Genomic DNA, 25763 nt, shown 5'->3' with positions numbered 1-25763 from the left:
AAAACCAACCCTCCATCATTTCTTGCGGATAGGAATAGCCAAATTGTTCCACTGTTGCAAGGCTTTAAAGCCTGCACGCAATGTCAAAAAAGTTTCTTCGTTTATGGATGTTTCATTCACCAATAAACGCCAGTTAGCCTCCACAATTCTACCACGACTTCTTTTGTCGATTTTCTGTTCCCATTGAATTTTGCCGTCTTTTTTAGACTGCAACGAAGGCATCGAGAAGGCCTCAAAACCCTGGGGCAATCTAAGCGTCACAATGCCTTCGACCAAGAAGGGGAACTTCAATTTCGACCCTACATCCATTGAACCCAAGGCTTCGAGAAAATTGAAGGCCGTCATCGGGAACCTCAAAAGCATCTGGCTGTCGCTGGGAATTCCCAATATACCCGATACGGGATACACAATCCTCACGCCCCCCTGTCTTTCCGATATCTCCCCCTCGTTCCACCTCACCACGATTTGAGTCGGGTAGACGCGCATGGAAGACGACAGGTCTAAAAAGGGACTTTGCCCACCAAATACGACGTAAGGCCAGCCCCCGTTGAGGTTCAATTCAAGCGTACCTTTGGCCTCTCCCAATTCTGTCAATTCCAGATTCCATTTTACTCGCAATCGATGATCGCCGACGCTTCCGCGATCGATTTGTTTCAACTGCACGCCATTGCCATCGTAGAAGCAAAGAGTCTCTCCCCACAGAGAATCTGGTACTGTGGCACCTCCTGTCATGGGAGATCTCAAATCATAAATCCTATAGATGCTACTTCCGGGAGTTCTAGCTTCCAGAATTGGACGAGATATCATTTTCGGCGTTCCAGGGACGTCTTCTTCGGGAACGACGAAGGGCAGCCAATTGATTCGCACATCCCAACCCGCCATGGAAAGCCAATGGGCTGTAAGAACTGTCCTTTCCCATGGCGTCCAGGGACCTTCCCCGGGGATAGCTTCAGGGCTCCTTCTTACATCGGACATTTTGAAATCCTGCAGCAAAAGATCTTCTCTTCCAACCCATTGTAATATCTCTGTGCCAGCGCTCTGTTTGTTGTTGCCAATAAATTTCCCGACAGCTTCAGGAACAATTGACTTCAAGCCCGATGCCCAATCCTCAAGCGGCTTAATAGCGTTGAGCCAACCGCTACGCATACTGAAGACGAGAAAGTTATCGTTTCCTTCTTCCAGTGCATTTACCCCTTGAGGGAATTGGTTTATAAATTCCCAGATATACGTGTCTTCCACTCCTCTTGCAAGTCTATGGGAAACTTGTCGATCCTTAGGCATTGTCCATGTCAAGCTGGAGCCGTGGGGAACGGATACCGCTATTTCGACCCTCCATTGCGGAAGATCGAGCCCTATGGGTATTGCATCATCGACGTTCCATCTGCCAGGGTATTCCTTTTGGTAGGAAATGACCAAAACGTTTGGGACGTCCAAAAGAGGGACGTTTACCTCGTACCAGGACAAGCCCCCACTTTCTACCTTTTTCGGGGACAAAGGGGCATAGAGTTCGAAGCTAAGGGGATCGTAAATCTTGGCCTCATCGATCGTTACCCTTTCGTCGCCAACGAAGGGAAACTTCCAATTTCTCCAGCTTTCCGATAGCGGGGACTCAGAGTATATGAGCCATTTTGTCCGGACCAGCATGCTTCCGTCGGCAAGCAGTTTATACTCGTAGCTTCTCTGCCATACCATTGCCCTGGTATCTTTGCCGTAAGCAGTCAGAGGAGGAACCTGCTTGACATAATCCCGAATAAGCTTCAAATTCTCCTCGTCTCCCGCAAAGGCTACGGCAGGAGCTGCAAAGAAAAAAAGCATTATAGAAAGCAAAATTGCAGCTTTAATAAAGAAAGCTCTTTCGATCCTCATGGCAAAGAACATGAACTATGCATTCCTTCCGCAACAGTATTTGTACTTCTTGCCACTACCGCAGGGGCAGGGGTCGTTTCGCCCCACCTTTTGGGTCCGCCTTGGACCTTGCGTAGGTTCAATGTTTCTTTCGCTGCTTGCTTTGCCAGCAGACCCGACCAAAGCGAGATCCCTGATTTCTCTCCTATTTTGAGGCTGAGGAGTCTTCCCCTCACGTGCCACCGAAACCTTTAGAGCCAAACGGGCCACACCCTCGCGAATGCTGCCAAGCATCTGCTGAAATAAGTTGTATGATTCAAACTGATATTCTAACAACGGATCCTTTTGACCTAAGGCACGAAGCCCTATACCGCGTCTCAGATCGTCCATTGCCAGCAGATGTTCTTTCCAGTAGGAGTCAACAACGTGCAGCAGGATCATCTTAAATATCGTATTGGCCGTCTCCCTTCCAAGCTCCTCAAGTTTTGCCTCAAACTCGTCTCTTAAAAGGGAAACCATCTTTTCCCTGGCCTCGGGCAAAAGGGAGCGATCGTCCACGCCGGTTAGGCATTCAGCAACTCTCCCGTTGAAAAGGGCTTTAACCTTTAAAACGGCTCCCCTCTGATCCGCTTCCTGTCCTTCAGGGTAATATGACTCGAGTATTTCGTCTAAAGTATCCGTTATTATTTGCCACGTATGTTCGATCAAATCGTCGGCGAAAAGAATTCGTTTCCTCTCGTCGTATATGGCTATTCTTTGTTGATTCATAACGCTATCATATTGTAATAATTGTTTCCTGATGTCGAAGTGATATTGTTCTACCTTTTTCTGGGCCGACTCTATGGCCCTGCTCAAAAGAGGGTGATCGATGGCCTCGCCTTCCTGCATGCCCAGCTTTTCCATTATGCCCTGTATCCTGTCCGATCCAAAGAGACGAAGCAAATCATCCTCCAGGGAAAGATAAAACCTCGATGATCCTGGGTCGCCTTGGCGGCCGCTTCGCCCTCTCAACTGATTATCTATCCTTCTAGATTCGTGCCGCTCAGTACCAATGACGTGCAGTCCTCCCAGGGATACAACTTTTTTGTGCTCCTCGTCGCATAGACTTTTATATTCTTCTAATATGGCCTCATAGGCTTTCCTGTCGCCTTCCACATCTACGCCCCTCTTTTCCGCCTCTTCCAGAGCAAGAAACTCTGGATTGCCGCCGAGAAGGATATCCGTCCCCCTCCCGGCCATATTTGTGGCAACCGTGACAGCACCCACACGGCCGGCTTGGGCAATGATCTTTGCTTCCTTTTCATGATATTTTGCGTTCAAGACCTGATGAGGGACGTGGCGCGCTGAAAGCAATTTACTTAGTTTTTCTGAATTCTCTATCGATGTTGTGCCGATCAACACGGGCTGACGCCTTTCGTAGCATTCTTTGATCTCATCAGCGACAGCTGCGAATTTTTCCCGTTTGCTTCTGTAAATGATATCGGGGAAATCGCGGCGGATCATCGGCTTATGGGTTGGGATTACGACGACTTCCAGGCCATAAATCTCATTAAACTCCTCGGCCTCGGTGGCGGCAGTCCCTGTCATGCCAGCCAATTTTTCATACATCCTGAAGTAGTTTTGCAGTGTAATGGTCGCAAGGGTTTGATTTTCCCTTCCTATTCGGACGCCCTCCTTGGCTTCGATTGCTTGATGAAGGCCATCGGAATAGCGCCGCCCGTACATCAACCTCCCCGTAAACTCGTCGACGATCACAACTTCTCCGTCCTTTATGACGTAATGGACGTCGCGCTTAAAAAGATATCTGGCCTTAAGGGCCTGCACAATCTTATGAAGCAATTCCGAGGTTTCCACCTCAGCATATATATCTTCGATGCCCAGAATTTTTTCGCATCGCTTAATTCCTACCTCGGTCAAAGCCACATTCTTTTCCTTTTCATCTATCTCGAAATCCTCGTTAACGGTCAAGGACTTCGCTATCCTGTCGGCAACTTTGTAGGGTTCAACAGACTCCTCTGATGGGCCTGATATTATAAGAGGAGTTCTAGCCTCATCTATCAAAATGGAATCGACCTCGTCCACTATTGCATAGTGATGTCCCCTTTGCACCAACTGAGAGGGCGAAATTGCCATATTGTCCCTCAAATAATCGAAGCCGAATTCGCTGTTGGTACCATAAGTGATATCCGCTTCGTAGGCTTCTCTTCTCTCTTCAATGCTCATAAAGGGGTAAATTACCCCGACAGACAACCCGAGGAAACGATATACTTTGCCCATCCACTCGGCATCACGTTTAGCCAAGTAATCATTTACCGTCACGACATGAACGCCTTTGCCCTTCAAAGCGTTCAATACGACGGGCATTGTGGCAACTAACGTCTTTCCTTCGCCTGTCTTCATCTCCGCTATCTTTCCCTCGTGCAAGGCAATCGCTCCCGTGACCTGCACGTCGAAATGCCTCATCCCTAAAGTCCTCTTCGCAGCTTCTCTGACTATTGCAAATACTCGGCACATCACTTCGTCGAGAGGTTGCCCTCCCTCGACAACCCTTCGGCGCATCTCCGCAATTTCCCTCGCGAGGTCATCGTCGCTTAAAACAGCAACTTCTTCTTCAAGAGCATTTATCTCATTTACTGTTTGGGAATATCTTTTCAACGCCCTGTCGTTGGCGTCCAATCCCAAAATCTTTTTTAAACCGTTTAACATACCTATTCACCTCATAAAGAACCTGAAATTCGTAGAATAATATCACTTTTATAACCCGGAAACGCAAATAAGGGGATCCGCCTTTCGACTTAAGCAGCAAAATCCCCTGCATCATGATATGGCTTATATGCGACCGGTAACGGGTCGATCAAAGAGCTTAAAGCATCAGATGAGCGAAGACCTTCGCTTCGTTTACCATGTGTTCTATTACAGCATATTCGTTTGGCATATGGGCTGTATCGACCTCCTGGGCCCATACGGCTGCAGGAATACCTTGAGACCTGAAAAAGGCTGCGCAGGTACCGCCTCCAATTCCTCCGACGACAGGATCTACCCCCAAGACATCATTGACAGCTCTTTTCAACAGCTGCACTACGGGAGCTTCGGCATCCGTCGGAGGGGCGGCATCGTTTCTTTGGAGAATTCGATATTCTATTACAGCTCCGCTTACGCCGGATTTTCGCCTGCATACCTCATCTATGACCTTCAAGACATCGTCCAAAGAAGTGTCAGGCAAGATCCTGCAATCGAAGGCAAAGGTTTCCCTTCCGGGCACGGTATTGACGTTAGCTACATTTGCATCCCTTTTCGTAGGTTCAAAGGTGGAAATTGGTGGGGCGAAAATGTCATCCTGTTCCGGGAAAGCAGAATGCAAAGCTCTATCCAATTCCACGGCCAGCTCATTGGCTATCCTGCAAGCGTTCAATCCCTCATGGGGTTTGCTTGCATGAACTTGTTTGCCCAGGACCTTAACCTCGAACCACAGTATCGACTTCTCGGCTATTTCTATAAAATCCCCACGTTCAGTTCCCCCATCGGGGACGACTACCATATCCTCGGGCAAAAAGAGGTCATTATTGAGCAAGTATTGAATGCCGTGCTTACTTCCCAACTCCTCATCGGCCACATAACAGAGACACACTTCTCTTGCTGGCTTTAAACCCAATTTCTTTAGAGCATATGCCGCAAAGAGAGAAGCGACGATCTCTTGACCATTGTCATTGGCCCCTCTGCCGTAGACTTTGCCGTCTTTAACGACGGGAACAAAGGGATCGGTATCCCATAAAGACCGGTCTCCTTCGGGAACTACGTCCATATGGGCAACTATCCATAGGCGCTCTTTCGATGTTCCTGGGATTCTGACGACTATATTTGGCCTTAATCCTCCCTCTGCATCGGGATCGCTCGCGTCAAAACGTTCGGGAGAACCCAATCCAATTTTTCTTATAAACTGGCTTAAAAAGGCTGCCTTCTCGGCCTCGCCTTTACCTCCGCTCTCCGGGGAAACGGCGGGTATAGACACCAAATCGCAGAGGAGGCGAGTCATATCCTCCTCCATGGAATCCAAAACATCAGAGAGGTCTTTCATCAAAACATATCCTCCTTAACTTTTGCATCACTTAAAAAGAAATTCCCTGCCTTTAATTAAGTAATCCATCCCTGACCAGATTGTCAGTATCATCGCCACCCACATCATGATCATGCCGCCTGGCAAACCGAACATGATCATAAATATTGCTATGATCTGACTCACAGTCTTGGCTTTGCCGCCCTTAGAAGCAGCAATGACTTCGCCGTCAGCCGCGGCGACCATCCTTAATCCCGTAACTATGAACTCCCTGGACAGGATGACCACCACTATCCATGCCGGCAGTCTTTGAAGCTCCACTAAGGCAACTAACGCTGCCATCACCAAAATTTTATCCGCCAGAGGGTCTATAAACTTGCCCAAATTCGTGACCATGCCATGCTTTCTGGCGATATATCCATCGGCCATGTCGGTGAAAGCGGCCACCATGAACACCACGCCGGCCAAAATATCGCCGTACTTGATCCCCAGGCTCAAGAATACCAGCATCAAGGGAACCAAAAAGACCCTCGAAAGACTTAACGCGTTCGGAAGATTTATGCTGCCCATCTTGGTAACGCCTCCCTTTAAGTTGCCACCTCGAACAGGCCCTTCAGACACCTAGATATGCCTCCCTCACTTGTGGATTTTTTATCAACTCCTCGCCTGGACCTTGGAGAACTATTTGGCCCACTTCCAAGACGTAAGCGTAATGAGCTATATTTAACGCGGCAAAGGCGTTTTGCTCGACGAGAAGTATGGTCTTGCCCTGAGCATTTATCTCTTTTATTATATCAAACACTTCCTTAACCAAGATGGGCGCAAGTCCCAAGGAAGGTTCATCCATCATGACAAGTTGCGGATTGCCCATGAGCGCCCTGCCGAGGGCAAGCATCTGCTGTTCCCCTCCCGATAGAGTCCCTCCCTTTTGCCAAGTTCTCTCTTTAAGCCTCGGGAAAAGTTCAAATACCCACTCTAGATCCCTTTTTATTCCCTCTTCATCCTTTCTCAAATAAGCTCCCAGCATCAAATTTTCCATAACGGTCAGGTTCGGAAAGATCTTTCTGCCCTCGGGAACCAAAACGATGCCCTTTTCAACTATTTTTTCCGGAGATAATCTCGAGATATCCTCGTCATTATAAGATATTATCCCGTTCTTTTGTCTTACCAATCCCGCTATAGATCTCAAAGTGCTGCTTTTGCCAGCTCCGTTAGCTCCAATCAAGGTAATGATAACTCCCTGCGGGACCTCGATGGAAATGCCCTTTATGGCATGAATTCCTCCGTAGTAAACGTGAAGGTCCTTAACCGTTAACATAACGAGCATACTCCTCTCCAAGGTAAGCTTCAATGACCTTTTTGTCGGATTGGATGAAAGAGGGAGGGCCTTCCGCTATAAGAACACCATAGTCCAAAACCCATATATGCTCGCAAATGCCCATAACGACGCGCATATCATGTTCTATCAACATGATGGTCAAGCCGAAGAGATCTCTGATATTTTTGATAAACTCCATCAATGCATGCGTTTCTCTAGGATTCATGCCGGCAGCCGGCTCGTCAAGAAGGAGCAGCTCGGGGTCCGTAGCAAGAGCGCGAGCTATCTCCAATCGTCTCTGCTGACCGTAGGGGAGAGAGGTTGCCGCTTCGTCGGCCAAGTCCTCGAGCCCAACCTTGCACAATAAATCCATGGCCTTATCCTTGATGGTGCGCTCCTTCTTAAAAACCGAGGGCAAGAGCAAAGGAGGTTCCCACCACCTTATCGGCAGTCTAACATTACATGCTATCATCACGTTTTGCAGCACAGTCTCATTTCCAAATAACCTGATGTTTTGAAAAGTGCGCGCGATTCCTAAGGAACATACCTCATGAGGTTGTTTCCCCGAGATGTCCCTGTCCTTGAAAAAGACTTTTCCCGACGTGGGCTTGTAAAATCCCGTTATTACGTTAAAAACTGTAGTCTTTCCAGCCCCATTAGGTCCTATAAGGCCTACGATGGAGTCTTTAGGCACATTTAGTGATAGGTCTTTAACGGCCGTTAAGCCGCCAAATCGCATAGTCATGCCTTCCAGTCTCATAATATAATCATTCATCTTTTCCTGCCCTCCCCATACGACCAAATATCGCATCCCAAGTTAACTCTTTCATGCCCATTATGCCTTCTCGCCTGAAGAGTATTATGAATATAAGCGCCAAGGAAAAGATGACCATCCTCATGCCCGGAATTCCCGGTATATGTACGGGCCCAAAGTCCATGGGGCTTTCTACTATCCTCAACCACTCCAACAATATGGTTATTATTGCGCTTGCTATGCATGTTCCCGTTATTGAACCGAGACCGCCGGCCACAACCATCATTAGAACGTTAAATGTCATCGTAAACATGTACATCCTGGGGTCAATGGTCGTGATGAAGCTGGCCTGCAATGCCCCTCCTATGCCGGCAAGAAAAGTACCCATTGCAAAGACCTGAATCTTGTATCTGAATACGTCAATTCCCATGGCCTTCGCTGCCATCTCGTCGTCCCTTATGGCCTTTAAGACATTGCCGTAATTACTGTTGACTACCCTAACCATAGAGTATAATACTACTAAGAGGAAACCGTAATTCCACCATATATTGGCATAGGGAGGAATTCCCTTCAATCCAAGAGCTCCGTTGGTAATGCTCGGAATGTTGTTGGCAACAACCCTCACTATCTCGGCAAAACCTAAAGTCGCTATGCCAAGATAATCTCCGCCGAGCCTTAAAATGGGAATTCCCACCAATATTCCAAAGACTGCGGCCATCGCTCCACCCAACACGACGGCAACCAAAAAGGGAGCGTGAAGCACCGAAAAGGGCCATCTCAGAGGCTGAAGTATGAAAATCATTTCCTTCTGCAAGGGAGGCAATATTAAAAGTGCACAGGTATAAGCGCCAATGGCCATGAACCCCGCGTGTCCCAAGGAAAACATACCGCCAAAGCCATAGATCAAATTAAGGCCCAACGCCAAGATGGTATTTATGGCTATCAAGTTCATGATTTGAATTTGATAGCCGCTTAGGTGGCCTTCCGCCCACCACAAAAACATGCCGAAACAGAGGACCGCCAAAATATTTAAAATTAAGTTTCTCCTGGAAGACATCATACCTTTTCCTCCAGTCGTTCACCCATAATGCCCGTAGGCCTCAGAAGTAAGAGAAATATGAGCAACACGAAAGCAAAGGCATCTTTAAAACCCGATAGGTTGGGGAAAAAGGCAACTATCATTATTTCTATAAATCCAAGCAACATGCCTCCGATGACGGCCCCCTGTATGGAGCCGATGCCTCCAACCACAGCCGCTATAAAGGCCTTAAACCCTGGGATCATGCCCATCATCGGATGAACTTGAGGATACCTCAATGACCACATAATGCCTGATGCTGCCGCCAAAGCCGAACCGATCATAAAGGTGATGGCTACTATCTGGTCCACTGAGACGCCCATCAAACGACTCGTTTCGATATCCTTGGATATGGCGCGCATCGCCAACCCCGGCTTCGTTTTATATACGATATAAAGCACCACCAACATTAAAACAAAGGATATAAAGGGAACTACCAGGGTGAGGGGTAAAAAATGCACTCCCTGTATCAATATTGGCGTTACCAGCCATCCCGGCCGATAGACGGGTCTGGGTATGGCAGAAAAGACCACTATTGCGAAGTTTTGCAAGAAGAAGGAAACTCCGATAGCACTGATCAAAGCAGAAATTCTAGGTGCATCCCTTAAGGGTCTGTAGGCGCACCTGTCCACCAAAACACCGCAGAGAGCTGTGACCGCAATTGCAGTAGGGACAGCCACCAACCAGGGGAGGTGCAGAAGGGTAGTTCCCCAAAAAACGAAATAGGCTCCCAGCATGAATATTTCTCCATGAGCGAAGTTTATCAGCCTCAAAATGCCATAAACCATCGAATAACCGATTGCTATCAAGGCATAAAGACTTCCAAGGGTAACGGCGTTCAAAAAGTGTTGGATAAACATTTGATAAGACATATAATTCCCCCTCTTCGACGGTCTTAAAAATCAGGGGGAGACAATACTCCCCCTGATTTGGTTAATTATCAGCACACCTTTAAAAAGAGCTTCCCCTTTTACTTACTGCCTTCGGGCTGAACTGTTGCGACGTAAACTTGCTGCCCGTCCTTTACCATCTTTATTCCGACGGCCTTTATGGCATTGTGGTTTTCGTCGATCGTCGTTGAACCCGTAACGCCCACCCAATCCTTGGTCTTTTCGAGCTGATCTCTGATTGCATCTGGGTCTGCCTTACCGGCCCTTTGTATGCAATCGATTAACAGCATATAGCAATCATACCCTAATGCCGCATTGGCATTTGGTTCCTTTTTGTATTTTTCCCTGAAGGCCTTGGTAAATTCCTGGGCTATTGGATTCATATCGGGCATTTCCGGAGCATAGGGGAAGGTGGTATATATGAATCCCTCGACGGCTTCTCCTCCAATCTTTATCATGTCGGGGTTGTCCATGGCATCCCCGCCCATGATATGGAAGTTTCCGCCAAGTTCTCTTGTCTGTTTCATTATTATGGCACCCTCGGCAAAGTAGGAAGGTATGTAAAGAAGCTCCGGCCCTTTGCTTATTATCTCTGTAAGTTGGGCAGTGAAGTCCTGATCTCCCGATTGATAGTTAAGATCGGCTACAACCTCGCCGCCCAGGTCCAAGAAAGCCCTCCTAAAGAAGGCCGCAAGGCCAACGCAATAGTCCTGGGCAACGTCCTTTAGTATGGCTGCCTTCCTGACGCCCAGCTGCTCGTAAGCGTATTTAGCCGCAGCAGCCCCTTGAAAGGGATCGATAAAACACATGCGGAAATAATATTTCTTGCCCTGGGTTACCAAGGGATTCGTAGCCGAATCGGTGATACATGGTATACCATATTGCTCGGCAACCTCACCTCCGGCCATACTGAGAGAAGAACCGTAGCTACCGATTATAGCCACGACCTTATCCCTCTCGATGAGCCTTTTAACGGCATTAGCGGCTTCAACCTTGTCGGACTTGTTGTCCACGATGACGAGCTCAACCTTCTTGCCCAATACCTCCGGGGCTTGTTCGTGGGCGAGCTGAATACCCTCAACAGTGAGCTGACCGCCAAAGGCATTTTGACCCGTCAAAGGCTCATATACTCCGATTTTGATGACGTCTTCTGCAGCATAGGCACCCGTTCCCAACAAAAGCAAAATCAAGCCTGCAACTAAAATACGCCCAACGCCTTTCATCTAATCCCCTCCTCCAACTGTTAAAATGTAAACTCAAAAAACATTCTCAATCGTCATAATTATATACAAAAAGACAACCCAGGGAAAGTAATATCCCTGCTATTCGAGGAGGCAAAAATCAAAAGGAGCCTTCCCTTTCCATGTGAAGGCCCCTTTGTTACGAGTTTAAAACGGTTTTGAAGGAATTTAAATTATGCCCAGCGCCTTTCCGACTTTCGCGAACTTATCTACGGCAAAATCCAAGTCTTCTCTGGCATGAGCAGCAGAGACCATAGCTCTGAGCCTCGCCGTCCCGACGGGAACGGTCGGAAAGGCAATAGACTGTATAAAGATACCTTCATCAAAGAGTCTAAGGCTGAACTCCTTTGCCTTATTTGCATCACCTATCATGACAGGAGTGATGGGTGTCTGGGATCTGCCCACATCAAAACCTCTTTCCTTTAAAGACTTCTTGAGGTAGTCGCCATTCTCCCAAAGCTTCTTTACCAGGTCGTCGCTTTTCTCCAAGATGTCAACGGCCGCAATGTTGGCAGCAACATCGGGAACGGTAAGGGCACTGCTGAAAAGGTTTGGACGAGCTTTTTGACGCAGATACTCGACAAGCTCCTTGCTTCCCGCCACAAATCCCCCCACGACCCCAAAGGCCTTGGAGAGTGTGCCCACTTCCACGTCAACTCTGTCGCCAAGACCGAAATGATCTACAATGCCTCTGCCTCCGCGCCCCAAAACCCCTTCGCCATGAGCATCATCGACCATTACCATGGCTCCGTATTTTTCTGCAACCTCGACAATCTCAGGAAGCGGAGCTATGTCACCATCCATGGAGAAGACACCGTCGGTTACGACCAGCTTGCGGCAATCTCTATCGGCATACTCCTTTAACTTCGCCTCAAGATCCCTCACATCGCAGTGAGAATATCGGATGATCTCGGCCCTGCTGAGCCTGCAACCGTCTATTATGGAGGCGTGATTCAGTTCATCGCTGAAGATCAAATCGCCCTTTCCCACAAGAGGAGGAATGGCCGAAAGGTTGGCACAAAAACCGGATTGCACCACAAGGGCTGCTTCTGCACCTTTAAAGGCAGCGAGCTTTTTCTCCAGCTCTACATGTATCGACATGGTACCTGCTATCGTACGAACAGCTCCGGGACCCACTCCGCACTTATCTATGTATTCCTTCGCCTTAGCACATAACCTGGGGTCATTGCAAAGTCCCAGATAGTTGTTGGAACACAAGTTTAAAACCCGTCTTCCCTCAATCTGAACCCAAGGTCCCTGAGGGCTTTCTATTACCCTGATATTCACATACAGCCCTTCGTTTTTAAGGCGCTTTAGCTCCTCCGTCACAAAACTCATCTTATTTGAATTGGAAGCCATGCTTTCGAACCCCTCCTTGAGATTGTTGTTTTCTATCTAATGATAGCACCGGGAAACTTTTCGCGCAAAATTTCACGCGAAGGCCCCTTGGTATTTCTCAAAGTCTCGTCCATGGCGTTTTCCGATTTAAAGCATTGCACAATCCATGGGGCCTTACCGCCCAAGAATCTTTCTATCTTCGAAAGATCATCGTAGTCCATGAGAGCGGGCACGAAGGTGGTGCGAAACTCCACTTCGATTTCAGATGAAATGAGAAGATCGATCGATCTTTTTATAGATTTTTTGTCAACGCTGCAGCCGCACAGCATATCGTACTTTTCCCATGGCCCCTTAATGTCCATGGCAACTGCATCGATCAACCCTTCCGATATCAGCATCTCCAAGGCAAGAGGGTTACTGCCGTTGGTATCTAGCTTTACGGGCAACCCGACTTCTTTCAGTTGAAACAATATCTTCTCTAATCTTTTAATATCAAGAGTCGGCTCGCCTCCGCTAATCACAACTCCATCTAAAAAAATTATCCTAGATTTTATGTGCTCGATGACTTTTATGTCGTTTAAAGCTGGCACTTGCTCATTTACCAGAAGGCCATTGTGACAAAAAGGACACCTGAAATTACATCCCGTCAGAAAAATGACAGCCGACACGCGGCTATCCCAATCTATAAAAGATGACGGGATATAGTTCCCTATTTCACCTATATTGCCCATCTCTTCCTCCCCGCCAGCTCGGCCCTTTTGCCGGCATTCCAGGAAGATATCTTAGTAAAGTACCCCGTTATCCTAGTCACGCCGTCCACGTTAGACGACTGGCATCTGACACAAGATGATCGCAAGCCCCTTTCCACTTTGCCGCAGTCGTTACATATGGTGAACTCGGGGCTGAAGGTCAGCTGGGCATTTTCGGAATGCTCATAAATTTTACGCACAAATGACGCTAGCGCCCGAGGATGTGGTTTATGCTCGCCCATCCACACATGTGTTATGGCGCCGGCCTTGATCAGGGGATGGAAACGACCTTCCCTCACGACCCTGTCTATGGGATCAACAGGAGCATCATAAGGGATGTGCGTGCTGTTGGTATAAAACACCTCGTTGGTTTCCAGGTTACCTTTGACCACATCCCTGGCCACCGAAAACTCCTTGAGATCCAGCCTCGCGAGTCTGTGGGCCGCGCTTTCGGCCGGAGTCTGCTCAAGCACCACCTTAAAACCTGCCCTTTCAGTCAACTCCTGACATTTAAGCTCCATAAACTTAACAATGGCAAGGCCCAGCTCTTCGGCCGTCTTGCCTTCGTGAAGCTGTTTTCCCGCCAAGACCTGTACCGTCTCGTTAAGCCCAAGCAATCCGATCAAGTGGCTTGCCTTTTCCATCCTCAAATAGCTCTCGCCATCGTAGGCCACGCTCAAAAGCGACAAAGGACCTTTATCCTTTAAATCGAGCAAATTCTTGATGAAGTTTCTCTTTTGGACGTGTGCCTTTAGGGCAAGCTCCATAAACTCCTCTAATAAACCAAAGAAGGTCCTCGTGTCTCCTTGAGACCGGTAGGCGATGCGGGGTAGGTTTATGGTAACGTTCTGCAATGCCGAATATCGCATCCTCCAGGGGATCTTGGCTTCCAGTAAATCCTCCTCGGTAAGTTCAAAGGATAAACGACAACATTCGCTAAGCTTAGTAACCCCTCCCCGATCAAATACGAAATAGGTATTTCCCTTTTCCGCGGCTACAAGAGAGGCTAGCTCCAACATCTCCTCCCATCCGGCTTCTTCGAAAAAGGCGTCCGTGATGTGAAGAAGTGGTTTTGGAAAAAAGAAAGGCTGCCCCCTACTGTCCCCTTCCAGATAAACTTCAAATAAAGCCTTCAAAAAGCGCTTAGAAAGGGAGGCGTAGTCGCCATAGGTCTTTCCAGTATACTCTCCCCCAGGCCCAATGGCCGGCACATCACGGAAGTGCTTCGGTATTTCGTAGTACAGATTGATGTCGGTAAAGGCGACCTGTCCGCCCCTCCCGCCTGCCAGCTGATTAAACTCGAATATCAACATCTGAGCAAGCTGTCGTATATCCTCGTCGCTCAACCCCTCAAGATAGGGAGCGAAAAACATATTCATGGCATCCCAGCCAATGGCACCGGCGAAATTGTTTTGCAGTACCGACGTCATTTTCAAAATATGTGCCAGAAAAACGTCGGGGTGTTTTGCTGGCGAAGAAACGCTCGTTATGGAGGGAAGGTTCAATCCGAACTTGGCAACGTAGGCAGGACTTTGCCCGCTACAGTAAGGTCTTATCACCATCCCAAGATCATGAATATGAATATCTCCGGCCAAATGAGCTGACGCCACGTCCGAAGAAAAGAGCTTGCTAAGGGCATAATCCTTTATTATCCTTTCGGCAATGGTCAGGTTTATGGACTCGGGGTTATAGGCGGTGTTGCTGTTTTCCTTGTTTGGGGAAAACAGCATAGCCTCCAGATCGTAAAGGGGTATCCCAACCCTCGAATGATCAACCAAGGAAACGTCCAATCCCCTTTGGAATAGCTTTACATTTGCCATCTCCCTTATGATCGAGGTATTAAGCTTATCCTTACCGCAACGCAAGACCTCTTCCTCTATCTCCGCCGCTATGGAAAAAGCTGTATCCGGATCTACACCCGCCTCCCTGATAAGTGCGTCCCTTATTTTGGCGGCATCCCAGGGGCATCTCTCGTCCTTGGAATGAGTCTCCACCATCAAAGCTAAATCGGTGGACTCCCCCCGATCGAAGAGTAATTGCTGCTTTCCATATCCTATGTTCCTGCTATGATCTGACCTAACGGTTAAAGTCATTGCCTATCTTTCCCTCCTTCTTCTTTTCTCAACAGCTTAGATATCTCCTCGATAAAATTTTGCAGATCGGTAAACTCTCGGTACACGGAGGCAAACCTGACGTAAGCGACATGATCGATTTCTTTTAGAGAATTGGCAACCATATCGCCGATCAAGGAGCTCGGCACCTCGCCAACGCTCATGCCGAAAAGCTCTTCTTCTATTGACGAAGCGGCGTTTTCCAGCGTTTCGAGCGAAACGGGAAGTTTCTCGCAGGCGCGCACCATGCCCCTTAAAACCTTTTGTTTGTCGAAAACCTCCCTTCGACCGTCCTTCTTCACCACCAGAAGCACTTTATTCCTCTCAAGTCTTTCGTAAGTGGTAAAGCGATTCCCGCAACCAGGACACTCCCTTCTTCTCCGTATAACCCCGCCATTTTCTACCGATCGAGTCTCTATGACCCTGCTGTCTTCGTAGTTACATTTAGGACAACGCATCGAGACACCCTACCTATATGGTTTATGTTATTGAATATCTCTATATATAGTGTAATGGTTTTTTTAAAAAGCCAAGAGGTCTGGAAGATTAAAATTGCACCTAAGGCTTGGTCTTTTTGCATCATCTTCTAAAAAACAAAGGGGAGAGCAATCACTGCTCTCTATGAGATAAAATCAAAAGAGGAAGGCCAATTGGCCTTCCTCTTTTGATTTTATTCAACGCTTAATCAGAACTTATGGCCTGCGTCTCTTGGGGCTTGACTTCTTTTTCTTCCTGATTTCGCTAGGCTTTTCATAATGCTCATGCTTCCTGGCATCTCGAAGAACTCCAACCTTTTTTACTTCTTTTTTAAAGCGACGTAAAGTATCATCTATGGACTCGTTTTCTCTTCTGTAAACCGTAGTCATCTTTATCCCCCCTTTCGCCACCAAAACAAAACTACCCGGGGGGCCATCCGAATTTACGTCCTGATAGAAGATGGAGGTGAAGATGAAATATGCTCTGACACGCTTGGCTCCCACAATTTATTACAACCCTATACCCCAACTCACTCAAACCCATCATGGATGCAACCGAAGTGATGGCATCCATTAAGTTGGCCCACAGGGTAGGGTCGCTGACATCTTGAGAGGTCGGTATGTGCATTTTAGGAATTACCAAATAATGATGGGGCGCTTGCGGTGCTATGTCCCTGATCGCCATGACATCGGCCGTCTCGTAAACCACATCGCTTTTCATCTCGCCCCTCGCTATCTTGCAAAAAACGCATTCACCTGCCACCCGTCATTCCTCCGCATCTTTCGATATATTTTACCTTACATTTCCCTTATCTACAACCCAATTTGCCCAGGCTCGAACGCTTAAGGACGGCCTGTTTTGTCAACGACGGCCATGATGGAATACCTCGTCCCAAGGTCGATTCCTAAGATAGCACCCTCCAAAGGGACACCTCCATCGAGCAGAGAAAAACTTGCTAGGTAGTGGAACTTTCCGGATCGTTGTAGATATCGCGATCAGTAAGGTCTTCGTTGGGCACTTCGACCTTCTCCACAACCTCCACTCTGATCATCGATGACTTATACCAATTACGATGGGGAGGCTGTTTGACCGGCGCCAAATCCCAGGCCAACATCTCGTCGACGTATTCCCAGTTCATGTATACGTTAAAATCAGTGATTATATCGCTGATCACCAAGCCTCTCTGCAGCAAAGCCATCTCGAGCAAGCGCCATTTGTAAAAAGAGCTTTCGGCATGAGTGACCCCGAAATAGCCCGCACCACCAAGGCCCTTAAGCCCCACTACGCCCCGACCAACAAAGGCATCCAATGCCTCTACCGTCTCTGGGGGATCGCAGAAAAAAACGTCGAAATTTCCCAACAACTCTTCGGGCAGAGGCTTCCTCAAGTCATGTTTTAACGCCTTTAGAGGCAAACTGTATTGAGATGCCACCCCTTGTTCGAAGTCTATGATGCGTTCGTCTAGTTCCAAGACCACGATATCTTCAACCAACCCTGTAAGCCCCAGGGCTATGCCAACGAGGTCGTCATCGCCCAATACCAAAGCCTTCTTGCCCCTCAAGTCGCCCCTGCTGTCGGCAAGGGCTATGCGGGCGAAGGTAGTATCAGGCGTCACGTATCCCTGATCGAACTTTCTGATCGCTTCAGGCCTGTCGAGCTGAATCTTCGCGAACTTGTCAAAGGCCTCTTTGAATTCGTCTATAACAACTGTTCTTCCTTCGCAACGGGGACAGGCGTGAGAGTGAAGTGGGGATATCTTTTCCCTTTCTATAAACCTGCGCCCTCTATCGGTCAGCTCAACCCCAAGCTCGGAAAAGGAGACGATACCCTCCTCGGCCAAAGTCCTCAAGACAGCCGCCACAGCGGGCAACGGTTCAAAACTGAAGGAAACGATATCCCAAAAGTTGCTCGACACCAATAGAGCCGACAGGACTCTTTCTACATTACGAGCGTTCCATGGAATATTCGTAATTTTAGTTACGATGCTCGCTAAATCGTCTTTATTCACGATTAACTCCCCTTTCAGATAACAGATCTTTCTCGACGGATGAGACACCGTATAAGATACCATGCTTTGCCTCTAATACACAAACTTCGCACTCAAAACCGATTCCCCCATTTTGAAAGGCCTCGACAGAGGGCGACAGTGTCTGATCCAGCGACGATTCTACTTCCAAAAAATGCCTGGAAAGACCCTTAACTTTTTCGCCGTCGTTATGTTCGACCAATATGTCGACCTTACGATTTAACCACCTTTGAGCATAGCGCTGTAAAGACAGCCTTCCCCTTTCAGTAGCCCTTACGACCCTCGATTTGATCGTTTGTCCCTCCAGTCGTCCGGGCATATCGTAAGCCTTCGTTCCGGGGCGGGGAGAAAAAGGAAAGACATGGACTCTTCCAATGCCCAGTGCGTCAACGAGGTTTAGGGTGTTTTGGAAGGCATCTTCGTCTTCTCCAGGAAACCCTACTATTATATCGGTGCTTATATGAACATCGTCCCCCAGTTTGCGCCTTATCTTTCGAATTATGTTAATAAAATCCTCGACCCTGTAGCCCCTCTGCATCAAGCTCAAGATTCTATCGTCCCCGCTTTGAAGCGGCACATGAAGGTGGCGGCAAAAGATATCACTTTCAGCCAAAACGTCGATCAGCCTGTCGCTTAAAGCATGGGGCTCTATCGAACCAAAACGAAGCCTTCTCAAACCTTCGATCCTAGATAAGGCATTAATCAGGTCTCCAAGGTCGAAATCGCATCCATATCCATACAATCCCAGGTGTATCCCCGTAAGCACTACCTCTTTACAGCCATGGTCGACCAACCTCTTTACTTCTTTCGCCACTTCCTCCACGCTACGGCTCGTCGGACGACCTCTCAAAAAGGGAACTATGCAATAAGAACAGAAACGATTGCAGCCGTCTTGCACCTTCACAAAAGACCTGGTGTGAAAGGTAACCCGTGATAACTCCAAAGCATCCCACTTGTCGTTGCTCAACACGTCCTTTTTTAAAAAAAGAGGCCTCTCGATGGGATCGTTAAGTTTCTTGGCTACGATCCCGGGAAGATCCGACTTCAGCCTGTTTCCCACATAAAGATCAGCCCCCAGCGGCGCAAGCTCTTCCTCGGTAAGAGCTTGCACGTAGCAACCGCATAAAACGATCAGGGCGTTGGGCGATTCTCTCTTCAGCTGACGAAGAAATTGTCTGCATTTTTTCTCAGCAGTTTTTGTCACGGCACAACTTACCAAAATGCCTACATCGAACAGGTCTTCGGATATCACAGCTCCCTCTCTGCGAAAGGAGTCGGCGATAGCCTCTGCCTCGTAGATATTCGTTCTGCATCCTAACGTCTTGATCTTTACCCTGATGCCCTTCAGCGAAGTCAAACTAAACACCCTCTGTGCATAAAATAATATAAGACAAACCGGCTATGGCAGCGGTATTGGCACGCAATATGTTGGGACCAAGGGAGACGGGAAGGAATTTCAACCTCGCAAAATACGCCATTTCCCCTTCCGTCCAGTCTCCTTCAGGGCCAACGGCAAAGACAACATCATCCTGTTGTTTGATATTGACGCTTCCCAGCGGTTTCGCATCGTCGGTCAAAGCGCCCAACAGGCGCAACGAGGGTAAGCTCTCATCCCTTAAATCCTGAACCTTCAAGGGAGTGTTTAAAAGTGGCGGATTACCTATACCGCTTATTTTAGTGGCCTCAGCGATTATCCTGCGCCATCTTTCCATCTTTTTCGTGAATTGTCCTTTAAGCTGCACCACGGATCGTTCCGCAAGAATAGGAATAATTTCCGCAACGCCTAACTCCGTGGCATGGTTCAATATGTCTTCGAAGGCATTGTTTTTAACAAGGGCTATCAACAGAGAGATATGTCTTGATCTCTCGTATATCGGAAGTTTGCCCCTTTCCTTGGCGATTACCCTCCCCTGCTCGTAGCCTTCTATTTTAAGAAGAAGTTTCCTTCCCTCCAGTAGCCCTTCGAATTCCTCACCAATTCGACATCTTTTTACGTGAACGAGATGATGGGATTCCTTCAAATCCAAGGACCACATATTGTCGGAAATCTTTTCCGCCCTATCTAACCTGGCGCGAGGCAACGACACCCCACCATTCCTCCTTTGAAAGTTCCTCAACCATCGTAAGTCCTGCCTTGGCCATTTCATCGATGAAAGAGTCCCGTTCCTTAAACAGCAGGCCCGATAGTATTATAAGGCCATAGTCGCAGATCAACCTACTAAACGAAGTTAACATAGAAACCAAGGGCTCGTATAGTATATTTGCCGTTATAAGATCAACTTTCTCCTTCAATCCCTTGACTCCATCCCCAATATCAAGCTTAAGCCCGGAGGTTATGTCATTTAAAATCATGTTCTTTTCGACTTCCTCCCTAACGGCCGGATCAACATCCCTTGCCACGACCTCAGAGGCCCCAAGTTTGAGCGCAGCTAAGGCAAGTATGCCCGAACCTGTTCCCACATCCAAAACTTTCCATCCCGACTTCAAGTTTCTCTCAAGAAGCTCCAGAGCAATTTGGGTGCTTGCGTGATAACCCGTTCCAAAGGCAGTTCCAGGTTCTATATAAATGTGAACTCTGTCCTTTGGGGCATCTTCTTTGTGCCACGGCGCCAATACGACCAAACCCTTCCCGATGGGAAGTGGAGGGAAGGCCTCCAAGTGCTTCTTAAGCCAGGGGTGCCATCTTGCTTCGCCCACTTCAATGATATCTACCCCTTCAAATCCTTCCAGCAACGACGATACTTTTCTAACACAATCTTCAATGCTTATATCGGATCGATAATATATCTTAGCCTCGATACAATTTTGTTTTTCGTAAACTTCGGCCCCCATGCTATCCGATATTTGGGCGATGTAGTAAAAGAGTTCCTCGCAATCAGATTTAGATCGTAAAATAATATACCACCAGAAGGATTCATTACCCATAAGTATCATCTCCGTAGTCATCAATGTGCATTTTCCGAAAACTCAAGGGGAGCATTCGCTCCCCTTGAGTCGATTTTAACGGAATCTATCGTCCACTTTGAAGAAGTTACTGGGCAAAAAGGCCCTTAATCTTATCGAACAGCCCTGAGGCCTTTATTGGTACGTCCATCTCCATGGCCAAGGCCTCAATTAATGCCCTTTGTTTGTCGGTGAGATTACGGGGAACGGCAATGTTTATGTGAGCTATTAGATCACCTCTCCCGCTGCCCCTCTGTCGAGGCATGCCCAGACCCTTCAACCTTTTAATGGAGCCCGACTGCGTGCCTGGATTTATCTCCATCTCCTCTTCTCCTTCAAGAGTGGGAACGGATATCTTACCTCCTAAGGCCGCTATGGGAAAGGGGACCTCCACCCTCACATGGAGATCGTCTCCCTGCCTCTTGAAGACGGGATCCTCCTCCACTTCTATCACCAAATAGAGGTCTCCCGGCGGTCCGCCGTTTCTGCCTTCCTCGCCCTCCCCCCTTATCCTGAGGCGCATGCCAGTATCGATGCCAGGGGGAATGTTAACTTCCACTTTATGCCTGACTCTTGTCTTGCCCCGGCCACCACATTCCTTGCAAGGGTTTTTGATGACTTTCCCCGAACCACCGCAATGGGGACAGGTCCTTACGGTTACAAACTCTCCAAAGGGACTCCTAGACCTGGACTCCACCTGCCCCTTTCCACCGCAGTGGGGACAACGTTCCGGAGAAGTTCCGGGAGCCGCTCCACTGCCGCCACAGGTCCTGCAGTTCTCCCATCTGGGGATATACACCACTTTAGACGCACCAAAAGCCGCCTCCCTCAACGTAACGGTAAGGGGCATCTCCAGATCCATGCCCCTTTGCGGTGATCTGGCGTCTCTCCTTGACCCGAATCCTCCAAAAAAATCACCAAAGAGGTCTCCGAAAAGGTCTCCAAATCCGCCAAAATCCCAGGGGCCCTCGCCGCCCTGAGGCGGCACGTCGCCCACAAAGCCAAATTGATCATATTGGGCCTTTTTTTGCGGATCGCTCAAAACCTCATAAGCTTCGTTAATGAGCTTGAACCTTTCCTCCGCCTCTTTATTTCCGGGATTGGCGTCAGGATGGTATTGACGCACCAGCTTTCTGTACGCCCTCTTTATCTCCTCTTGCGATGCATCCCGTCCTACGCCTAATATTTCATAATAATCCTTCCCCTTAGAGGGACCTGCCAATTTTGGTCACCTCTTAAGCCTGCCCATGGTCTTTATATTGAGCATCTACAGTCGAACCATCACCGGAACCGCTCTGCTGTGGGCCTTCTTCGGCTGTTCCAACTCCTGCTTTTCCCTGCGAAGCCTGGGAATAGAGCCTGACAGCCAACTCGTTGAGATCTTTCGTAAGTTCCTCGCAGGCGGACTTGATCGCTAATACGTCATCCTTGCTTAAGGCCTGTCTGACAGCTTCTATCTTGGACCCCACCTTGTCCTTTTCTTCTTGGGTTACTTTATCTCCCAGCTCTTTGAGCAGTTTTTCGGCGTTATAGACTGCACTGTCGGCTTCGTTTCTCGCATCGGCAAGTTCTCTTTTTCTTCTGTCGGCCTCTTCGTTGGCCTCCGCTTCCCTTCGCATGCGCTCTATCTCGTCCTCCGACAGCCTGGATGACTGAATGGTAATGTGCTGCGCCTTTCCTGTGGCGAGATCTTTTGCCGTAACATTTAGGATACCGTTGACGTCTATGTTAAATGTTACTTCTATCTGAGGCACTCCACGAGGTGCAGGAGGTATGCCGTCAAGGAAGAACCTGCCCAAAGAAACGTTATCCGCTGCCATCGGCCTTTCTCCCTGCAAAACATGTATCTCTACCTGCGTCTGGTTATCCACTGCAGTAGTAAATATTTGGCTCTTCGACACGGGAATAGCCGTATTTCTTTCGATGATCTTCGTAAAGACGCCTCCCAAGGTTTCGACACCCAAGGACAGAGGAGTGACATCCACTAAAACGATGTCTTTATGTTCGCCCGCCAATATGGCACCTTGAATGGCCGCGCCTATGGCCACGCACTCGTCGGGATTTATTCCCTTCGTCGGCTCTTTGCCCAGAAGTTCCTTTATCTTGCGTTGCACCATAGGCATGCGCGTGGAACCTCCGACCAACAATATTTTGTCCACCTGATCTGGTGTAAGGCCAGCGTCGGATAGGGCCTTTTGTACCGGACCGACAACCCTTTCCAGCAAGTCTGCCGTCATTTCCTCGAATTTAGCCCTGGTTATTTCAAGCTCCAGGTGTTTGGGTCCATTCTGATCGGCAGTGATGTAAGGAAGCGATATTGTCGTCTCCGACATGGAAGACAACTCTATCTTTGCCTTTTCCGCCGCCTCACGAAGCCTCTGAAGGGCCATCTTGTCCTTGCTTAAGTCGACACTCTCTTTACGCTTAAACTCGGCGATCATCCATTCCACCAACCGCTGATCCCAGTCATCTCCACCCAAATGGTTGTCGCCGCTGGTGGCCATGACCTCATAAACTCCCTCTCCTACGTCCAGGATGGAGACGTCAAAGGTACCTCCGCCCAGGTCGAAGACTAGCACCTTGAACTCTCCGCCCCTATCCATACCGTAGGCCAAACAGGCTGCCGTGGGTTCGTTAATTATTCTAAGAACCTCCAGACCGGCGATCTTACCTGCGTCCTTCGTTGCCTGTCTTTGGGCATCGGTAAAATAAGCCGGAACCGTTATGACTGCCTTTGTTACCTCCTCGCCCAAATAATCCTCGGCGTCCTTTTTCATCTTCTGAAGGATCATGGCCGAGATCTCTTGTGGAGTGTATTCTTTGTCGTCAATTTTGACTTTATAATCGCTACCCATTTTCCGTTTTATCGACATAATAGTACGTTCCGGATTTATAACCGCCTGTCTTTTGGCCAACTGACCAACAAGGCGCTCTCCGTCCTTGGTAAAAGCTACTACCGAAGGCGTTAGCCTACTTCCCTCGGCACTTGGAATAACTGTTATATTATCTCCTTCTTTAACTGCAACTACGCTGTTAGTCGTTCCCAGGTCAATTCCTACGACTTTACTCATCTTTACCCACCTCTTCTTCTGTTTCATCGGTCAATTTGCCAACTATAACCTTTGCCGGTCTGATGACTTCTCCCTTTAAGACATATCCTCGCTGAATCTCTTTGACGATCTTTCCGTCCAGTTCTGTATCAGATATCTCCTCTACGGCGACGGCTTCGTGCAAAGATGGATCAAAGGCCTCCCCGATGCTTTTAATTGGAGCCATATCAAATTTTTCAATAACGCTCAAAAGCTGTCGATAGATCAAGGAAACGCCTTTATAAAGGGGCGTATCCTTGTCCTCCTCAGAGTTTAATGCCCGTTCGAAATTATCGACTACGGGCAATAGCTCAAGCATAATCTCGGTTAGAGCCGAATTCCTTAGCCTTTCGACATTGGACTCCGTCCTTCTTTTATAATTGTGAAAGTCGGCTTTTATTCTAGCCGCTTCGCTGTACAGGGCCTCGTATTGTCTCTTTAAATCGGCCAGCTCACCTTCCAGGGCAGCCTTTTCCTTCATAAGCTCTTCTACATTAAAGTCGCCTTCGTAGGCCATATCGATGATATCTTCGATTTCATCGTGTTGATCTTTACAGCAAAGCTCTTCCTGCGAAACCTCTTCGCAGGGCTTTGTCTTCGAATTTTCACAGCACAACTCGCAATTCCCCCTTCTTGCAATCTTAGTTTAAAAGCTGTTCACAGAGAAGCTCCAGCACTCCAATCGTCCCCTCGTAGTCCATCCTGACCGGCCCTATAACTCCTATAATCGTCCTTTTAACTCCGCTTTCGGCACTGGCCAGGACCAGAGAGCAATCTTTCATAGCATTGACGGGATTTTCGTCCCCGATTATAACGGAAATAGGTTCATCGGTAGCGCAGGCATCGACGATCTTCGCAAATTCCTCCTCATTTTCAAGGAGGACTAGCAGGGAGCGCAGCTTCTCCGTATCCCTGAAGTCGGGCAACAACAGTATATTGCTGGTTCCTCCCGTAAAAAACCTGTAACGGGACTTTTTTAACACATAATCTACCTCATCCAGGGTCTGCATACATATCTCAGCATAATGAACCAGCTCCCTGAAAACCCTTTCTCTAATGAGATCCCGCGCTTCAAGCCAGGTACGCCCAGCTATAACCCCATTGAGATAGGAAGTCAAGTCATTTAGTTCTTCCTGTGAGACATCGCGCTCCGTCCTGATTATGTCGTGATGCACGAGCCCGCCTTCTAGTATTATAACGAGGAGCACGTAATGACTGTCGACTTTGACCAGATCCAATCTGCTTAAAGTTGCATCGTTTAGCACGGTTATGCCTGCAAGCGATATATAATGGGTAATGCTGCCCAATAGTTGAGTCAGATAGGATAGCATGTTCTCTATGCTTCTTTTCTCTTCCTTTAAAGAACTGAGTTTCTCTCGGGCAGTTGCGGGAACCTGGAGCGAATCTCTTTGAAGTATCATGTCCACATATACCCTATAGGCCTTAGACGTCGGCACACGTCCCGCCGATGTATAAGGCTGGTGTAAAAAACCCGCTTCCTCCAAATCTGCCATTTCGTTGCGGATTGTCGCAGCGCTTCTATTGGTAAGGTATTTTTTAGATATAGTCCTCGAGCCTACGGACTCTCCTGTCCGTATATATTCGTGAACTACAGAATACAATATTTCCAACTGTCGCTCCGTCAACATCTTATCACCCCCCGGAGCCGGGAACCGAATTAGCACTTACACCCTTTAAGTGCTAATTGTCCGCAAGATAGATTAGCAACTTTATATGCCAATTGTCAAGACAGGTCAAATAAAGCTCTCTTTGGGCAACCCCGATGAATTGCGCAAGTTTTACGACATCCCTATCCTGCGTTTTGGCTGAATTTAGGTGTAAAATTATCT

At 48.1% G+C, this 25763-nt stretch carries 23 protein-coding genes; all 23 read right to left on the bottom strand.

Annotation, left to right across the window (positions count from 1 at the left end):
• Positions 1-15: 15 nt before the first annotated feature.
• Entirely contained in the window at positions 16-1878 is a 1863-nt protein-coding gene (locus tag BLU12_RS08405; protein WP_091462012.1) for a hypothetical protein, read from the bottom strand.
• A gap of 3 nt (positions 1879-1881) precedes the next feature.
• The gene (secA, locus tag BLU12_RS08400) at positions 1882-4551 is read right to left on the bottom strand and encodes a preprotein translocase subunit SecA (protein ID WP_091462010.1); all 2670 of its coding nucleotides are present in this window, start codon (positions 4549-4551) and stop codon (positions 1882-1884) included.
• Between the two features lie 157 nt (positions 4552-4708).
• On the bottom strand, positions 4709-5920 hold the full coding sequence (locus tag BLU12_RS08395) for a M20 family metallo-hydrolase (RefSeq protein WP_091462009.1): 1212 nt from the start codon (positions 5918-5920) through the stop codon (positions 4709-4711).
• Between the two features lie 27 nt (positions 5921-5947).
• Complete coding sequence (gene pgsA, locus BLU12_RS08390; protein ID WP_040348572.1) at positions 5948-6469, bottom strand: CDP-diacylglycerol--glycerol-3-phosphate 3-phosphatidyltransferase; 522 nt, start codon at positions 6467-6469, stop codon at positions 5948-5950.
• A gap of 43 nt (positions 6470-6512) precedes the next feature.
• On the bottom strand, positions 6513-7217 hold the full coding sequence (locus tag BLU12_RS08385) for an ABC transporter ATP-binding protein (protein WP_091462006.1): 705 nt from the start codon (positions 7215-7217) through the stop codon (positions 6513-6515).
• Positions 7204-7992, bottom strand: coding sequence for an ABC transporter ATP-binding protein (locus BLU12_RS08380; RefSeq protein WP_091462005.1), 789 nt, complete (start codon positions 7990-7992; stop codon positions 7204-7206). The genes BLU12_RS08385 and BLU12_RS08380 overlap by 14 nt, the downstream gene beginning before the upstream one ends.
• A complete protein-coding gene (locus BLU12_RS08375; RefSeq protein WP_200778742.1) occupies positions 7985-9031 on the bottom strand; it encodes a branched-chain amino acid ABC transporter permease in 1047 nt (348 codons plus the stop codon). The genes BLU12_RS08380 and BLU12_RS08375 overlap by 8 nt, the downstream gene beginning before the upstream one ends.
• Positions 9028-9921, bottom strand: coding sequence for a branched-chain amino acid ABC transporter permease (locus tag BLU12_RS08370; protein ID WP_009201599.1), 894 nt, complete (start codon positions 9919-9921; stop codon positions 9028-9030). The genes BLU12_RS08375 and BLU12_RS08370 overlap by 4 nt, the downstream gene beginning before the upstream one ends.
• A 98-nt stretch (positions 9922-10019) precedes the next feature.
• Positions 10020-11162 carry an ABC transporter substrate-binding protein gene (locus BLU12_RS08365; RefSeq protein WP_091462002.1) on the bottom strand — a complete coding sequence of 381 codons (1143 nt, stop codon included), beginning with the start codon at positions 11160-11162 and terminating at the stop codon, positions 10020-10022.
• 186 nt (positions 11163-11348) lie between these two features.
• Positions 11349-12539, bottom strand: coding sequence for a glycine C-acetyltransferase (locus BLU12_RS08360; protein ID WP_091462000.1), 1191 nt, complete (start codon positions 12537-12539; stop codon positions 11349-11351).
• A 32-nt stretch (positions 12540-12571) separates the two neighbouring features.
• Positions 12572-13249, bottom strand: coding sequence for an anaerobic ribonucleoside-triphosphate reductase activating protein (locus BLU12_RS08355; RefSeq protein ID WP_091461998.1), 678 nt, complete (start codon positions 13247-13249; stop codon positions 12572-12574).
• Positions 13237-15360 carry an anaerobic ribonucleoside-triphosphate reductase gene (gene nrdD, locus BLU12_RS08350; protein ID WP_091461996.1) on the bottom strand — a complete coding sequence of 708 codons (2124 nt, stop codon included), beginning with the start codon at positions 15358-15360 and terminating at the stop codon, positions 13237-13239. Before nrdD ends, BLU12_RS08355 begins: the two co-directional genes overlap by 13 nt.
• Positions 15357-15836: a transcriptional regulator NrdR gene (gene nrdR / locus BLU12_RS08345; RefSeq protein ID WP_091461992.1), complete on the bottom strand. Its 480-nt coding sequence runs from the start codon at positions 15834-15836 to the stop codon at positions 15357-15359. Before nrdR ends, nrdD begins: the two co-directional genes overlap by 4 nt.
• A 234-nt stretch (positions 15837-16070) precedes the next feature.
• Positions 16071-16244 carry a 30S ribosomal protein S21 gene (gene rpsU / locus BLU12_RS08340; RefSeq protein ID WP_091461990.1) on the bottom strand — a complete coding sequence of 58 codons (174 nt, stop codon included), beginning with the start codon at positions 16242-16244 and terminating at the stop codon, positions 16071-16073.
• Between the two features lie 31 nt (positions 16245-16275).
• Complete coding sequence (locus BLU12_RS08335) at positions 16276-16617, bottom strand: histidine triad nucleotide-binding protein (protein WP_091461988.1); 342 nt, start codon at positions 16615-16617, stop codon at positions 16276-16278.
• A gap of 193 nt (positions 16618-16810) precedes the next feature.
• The gene (locus BLU12_RS08330; protein WP_091461985.1) at positions 16811-17863 is read right to left on the bottom strand and encodes a bis-aminopropyl spermidine synthase family protein; all 1053 of its coding nucleotides are present in this window, start codon (positions 17861-17863) and stop codon (positions 16811-16813) included.
• A complete protein-coding gene (mtaB, locus tag BLU12_RS08325) occupies positions 17856-19247 on the bottom strand; it encodes a tRNA (N(6)-L-threonylcarbamoyladenosine(37)-C(2))-methylthiotransferase MtaB (RefSeq protein WP_091461983.1) in 1392 nt (463 codons plus the stop codon). The genes BLU12_RS08330 and mtaB overlap by 8 nt, the downstream gene beginning before the upstream one ends.
• Positions 19240-19968 carry an RsmE family RNA methyltransferase gene (locus BLU12_RS08320; RefSeq protein ID WP_234945579.1) on the bottom strand — a complete coding sequence of 243 codons (729 nt, stop codon included), beginning with the start codon at positions 19966-19968 and terminating at the stop codon, positions 19240-19242. Before BLU12_RS08320 ends, mtaB begins: the two co-directional genes overlap by 8 nt.
• Entirely contained in the window at positions 19940-20806 is an 867-nt protein-coding gene (locus BLU12_RS08315; RefSeq protein WP_234945578.1) for a 50S ribosomal protein L11 methyltransferase, read from the bottom strand. The genes BLU12_RS08320 and BLU12_RS08315 overlap by 29 nt, the downstream gene beginning before the upstream one ends.
• 106 nt (positions 20807-20912) lie before the next feature.
• Positions 20913-22046, bottom strand: coding sequence for a molecular chaperone DnaJ (gene dnaJ, locus BLU12_RS08310; protein WP_091461979.1), 1134 nt, complete (start codon positions 22044-22046; stop codon positions 20913-20915).
• Positions 22047-22059: 13 nt separating this feature from the next.
• Entirely contained in the window at positions 22060-23895 is a 1836-nt protein-coding gene (gene dnaK / locus BLU12_RS08305; RefSeq protein ID WP_091461975.1) for a molecular chaperone DnaK, read from the bottom strand.
• On the bottom strand, positions 23888-24529 hold the full coding sequence (locus tag BLU12_RS08300; RefSeq protein ID WP_091461973.1) for a nucleotide exchange factor GrpE: 642 nt from the start codon (positions 24527-24529) through the stop codon (positions 23888-23890). Before BLU12_RS08300 ends, dnaK begins: the two co-directional genes overlap by 8 nt.
• Positions 24530-24554: 25 nt before the next feature.
• The gene (gene hrcA, locus BLU12_RS08295; protein ID WP_234945577.1) at positions 24555-25562 is read right to left on the bottom strand and encodes a heat-inducible transcriptional repressor HrcA; all 1008 of its coding nucleotides are present in this window, start codon (positions 25560-25562) and stop codon (positions 24555-24557) included.
• Positions 25563-25763 lie beyond the last annotated feature (201 nt).

Origin of the sequence: Acetomicrobium thermoterrenum DSM 13490 (assembly GCF_900107215.1) — a bacterium.
Lineage (GTDB): Bacteria > Synergistota > Synergistia > Synergistales > Acetomicrobiaceae > Acetomicrobium > Acetomicrobium thermoterrenum.
The sequence above is the reverse complement of the archived record's forward strand: the minus strand, read 5'-3'. Positions and strand labels throughout refer to the sequence as shown.

Coding starts and splice junctions, on each gene's coding strand:
- rpsU (WP_091461990.1), bottom strand. CDS start 16,244: ATGACTACGGTTTACAGAAGAGAAAACGAGTCCATAGATGATACTTTA.
- BLU12_RS08405 (WP_091462012.1), bottom strand. CDS start 1,878: ATGTTCTTTGCCATGAGGATCGAAAGAGCTTTCTTTATTAAAGCTGCA.
- secA (WP_091462010.1), bottom strand. CDS start 4,551: ATGTTAAACGGTTTAAAAAAGATTTTGGGATTGGACGCCAACGACAGG.
- pgsA (WP_040348572.1), bottom strand. CDS start 6,469: ATGGGCAGCATAAATCTTCCGAACGCGTTAAGTCTTTCGAGGGTCTTT.
- BLU12_RS08315 (WP_234945578.1), bottom strand. CDS start 20,806: ATGGGTAATGAATCCTTCTGGTGGTATATTATTTTACGATCTAAATCT.
- nrdD (WP_091461996.1), bottom strand. CDS start 15,360: ATGACTTTAACCGTTAGGTCAGATCATAGCAGGAACATAGGATATGGA.
- BLU12_RS08395 (WP_091462009.1), bottom strand. CDS start 5,920: ATGAAAGACCTCTCTGATGTTTTGGATTCCATGGAGGAGGATATGACT.
- BLU12_RS08375 (WP_200778742.1), bottom strand. CDS start 9,031: ATGATGTCTTCCAGGAGAAACTTAATTTTAAATATTTTGGCGGTCCTC.
- hrcA (WP_234945577.1), bottom strand. CDS start 25,562: ATGTTGACGGAGCGACAGTTGGAAATATTGTATTCTGTAGTTCACGAA.
- nrdR (WP_091461992.1), bottom strand. CDS start 15,836: ATGCGTTGTCCTAAATGTAACTACGAAGACAGCAGGGTCATAGAGACT.
- BLU12_RS08385 (WP_091462006.1), bottom strand. CDS start 7,217: ATGTTAACGGTTAAGGACCTTCACGTTTACTACGGAGGAATTCATGCC.
- BLU12_RS08365 (WP_091462002.1), bottom strand. CDS start 11,162: ATGAAAGGCGTTGGGCGTATTTTAGTTGCAGGCTTGATTTTGCTTTTG.
- BLU12_RS08370 (WP_009201599.1), bottom strand. CDS start 9,921: ATGTCTTATCAAATGTTTATCCAACACTTTTTGAACGCCGTTACCCTT.
- BLU12_RS08360 (WP_091462000.1), bottom strand. CDS start 12,539: ATGGCTTCCAATTCAAATAAGATGAGTTTTGTGACGGAGGAGCTAAAG.
- dnaK (WP_091461975.1), bottom strand. CDS start 23,895: ATGAGTAAAGTCGTAGGAATTGACCTGGGAACGACTAACAGCGTAGTT.
- BLU12_RS08380 (WP_091462005.1), bottom strand. CDS start 7,992: ATGAATGATTATATTATGAGACTGGAAGGCATGACTATGCGATTTGGC.
- BLU12_RS08355 (WP_091461998.1), bottom strand. CDS start 13,249: ATGGGCAATATAGGTGAAATAGGGAACTATATCCCGTCATCTTTTATA.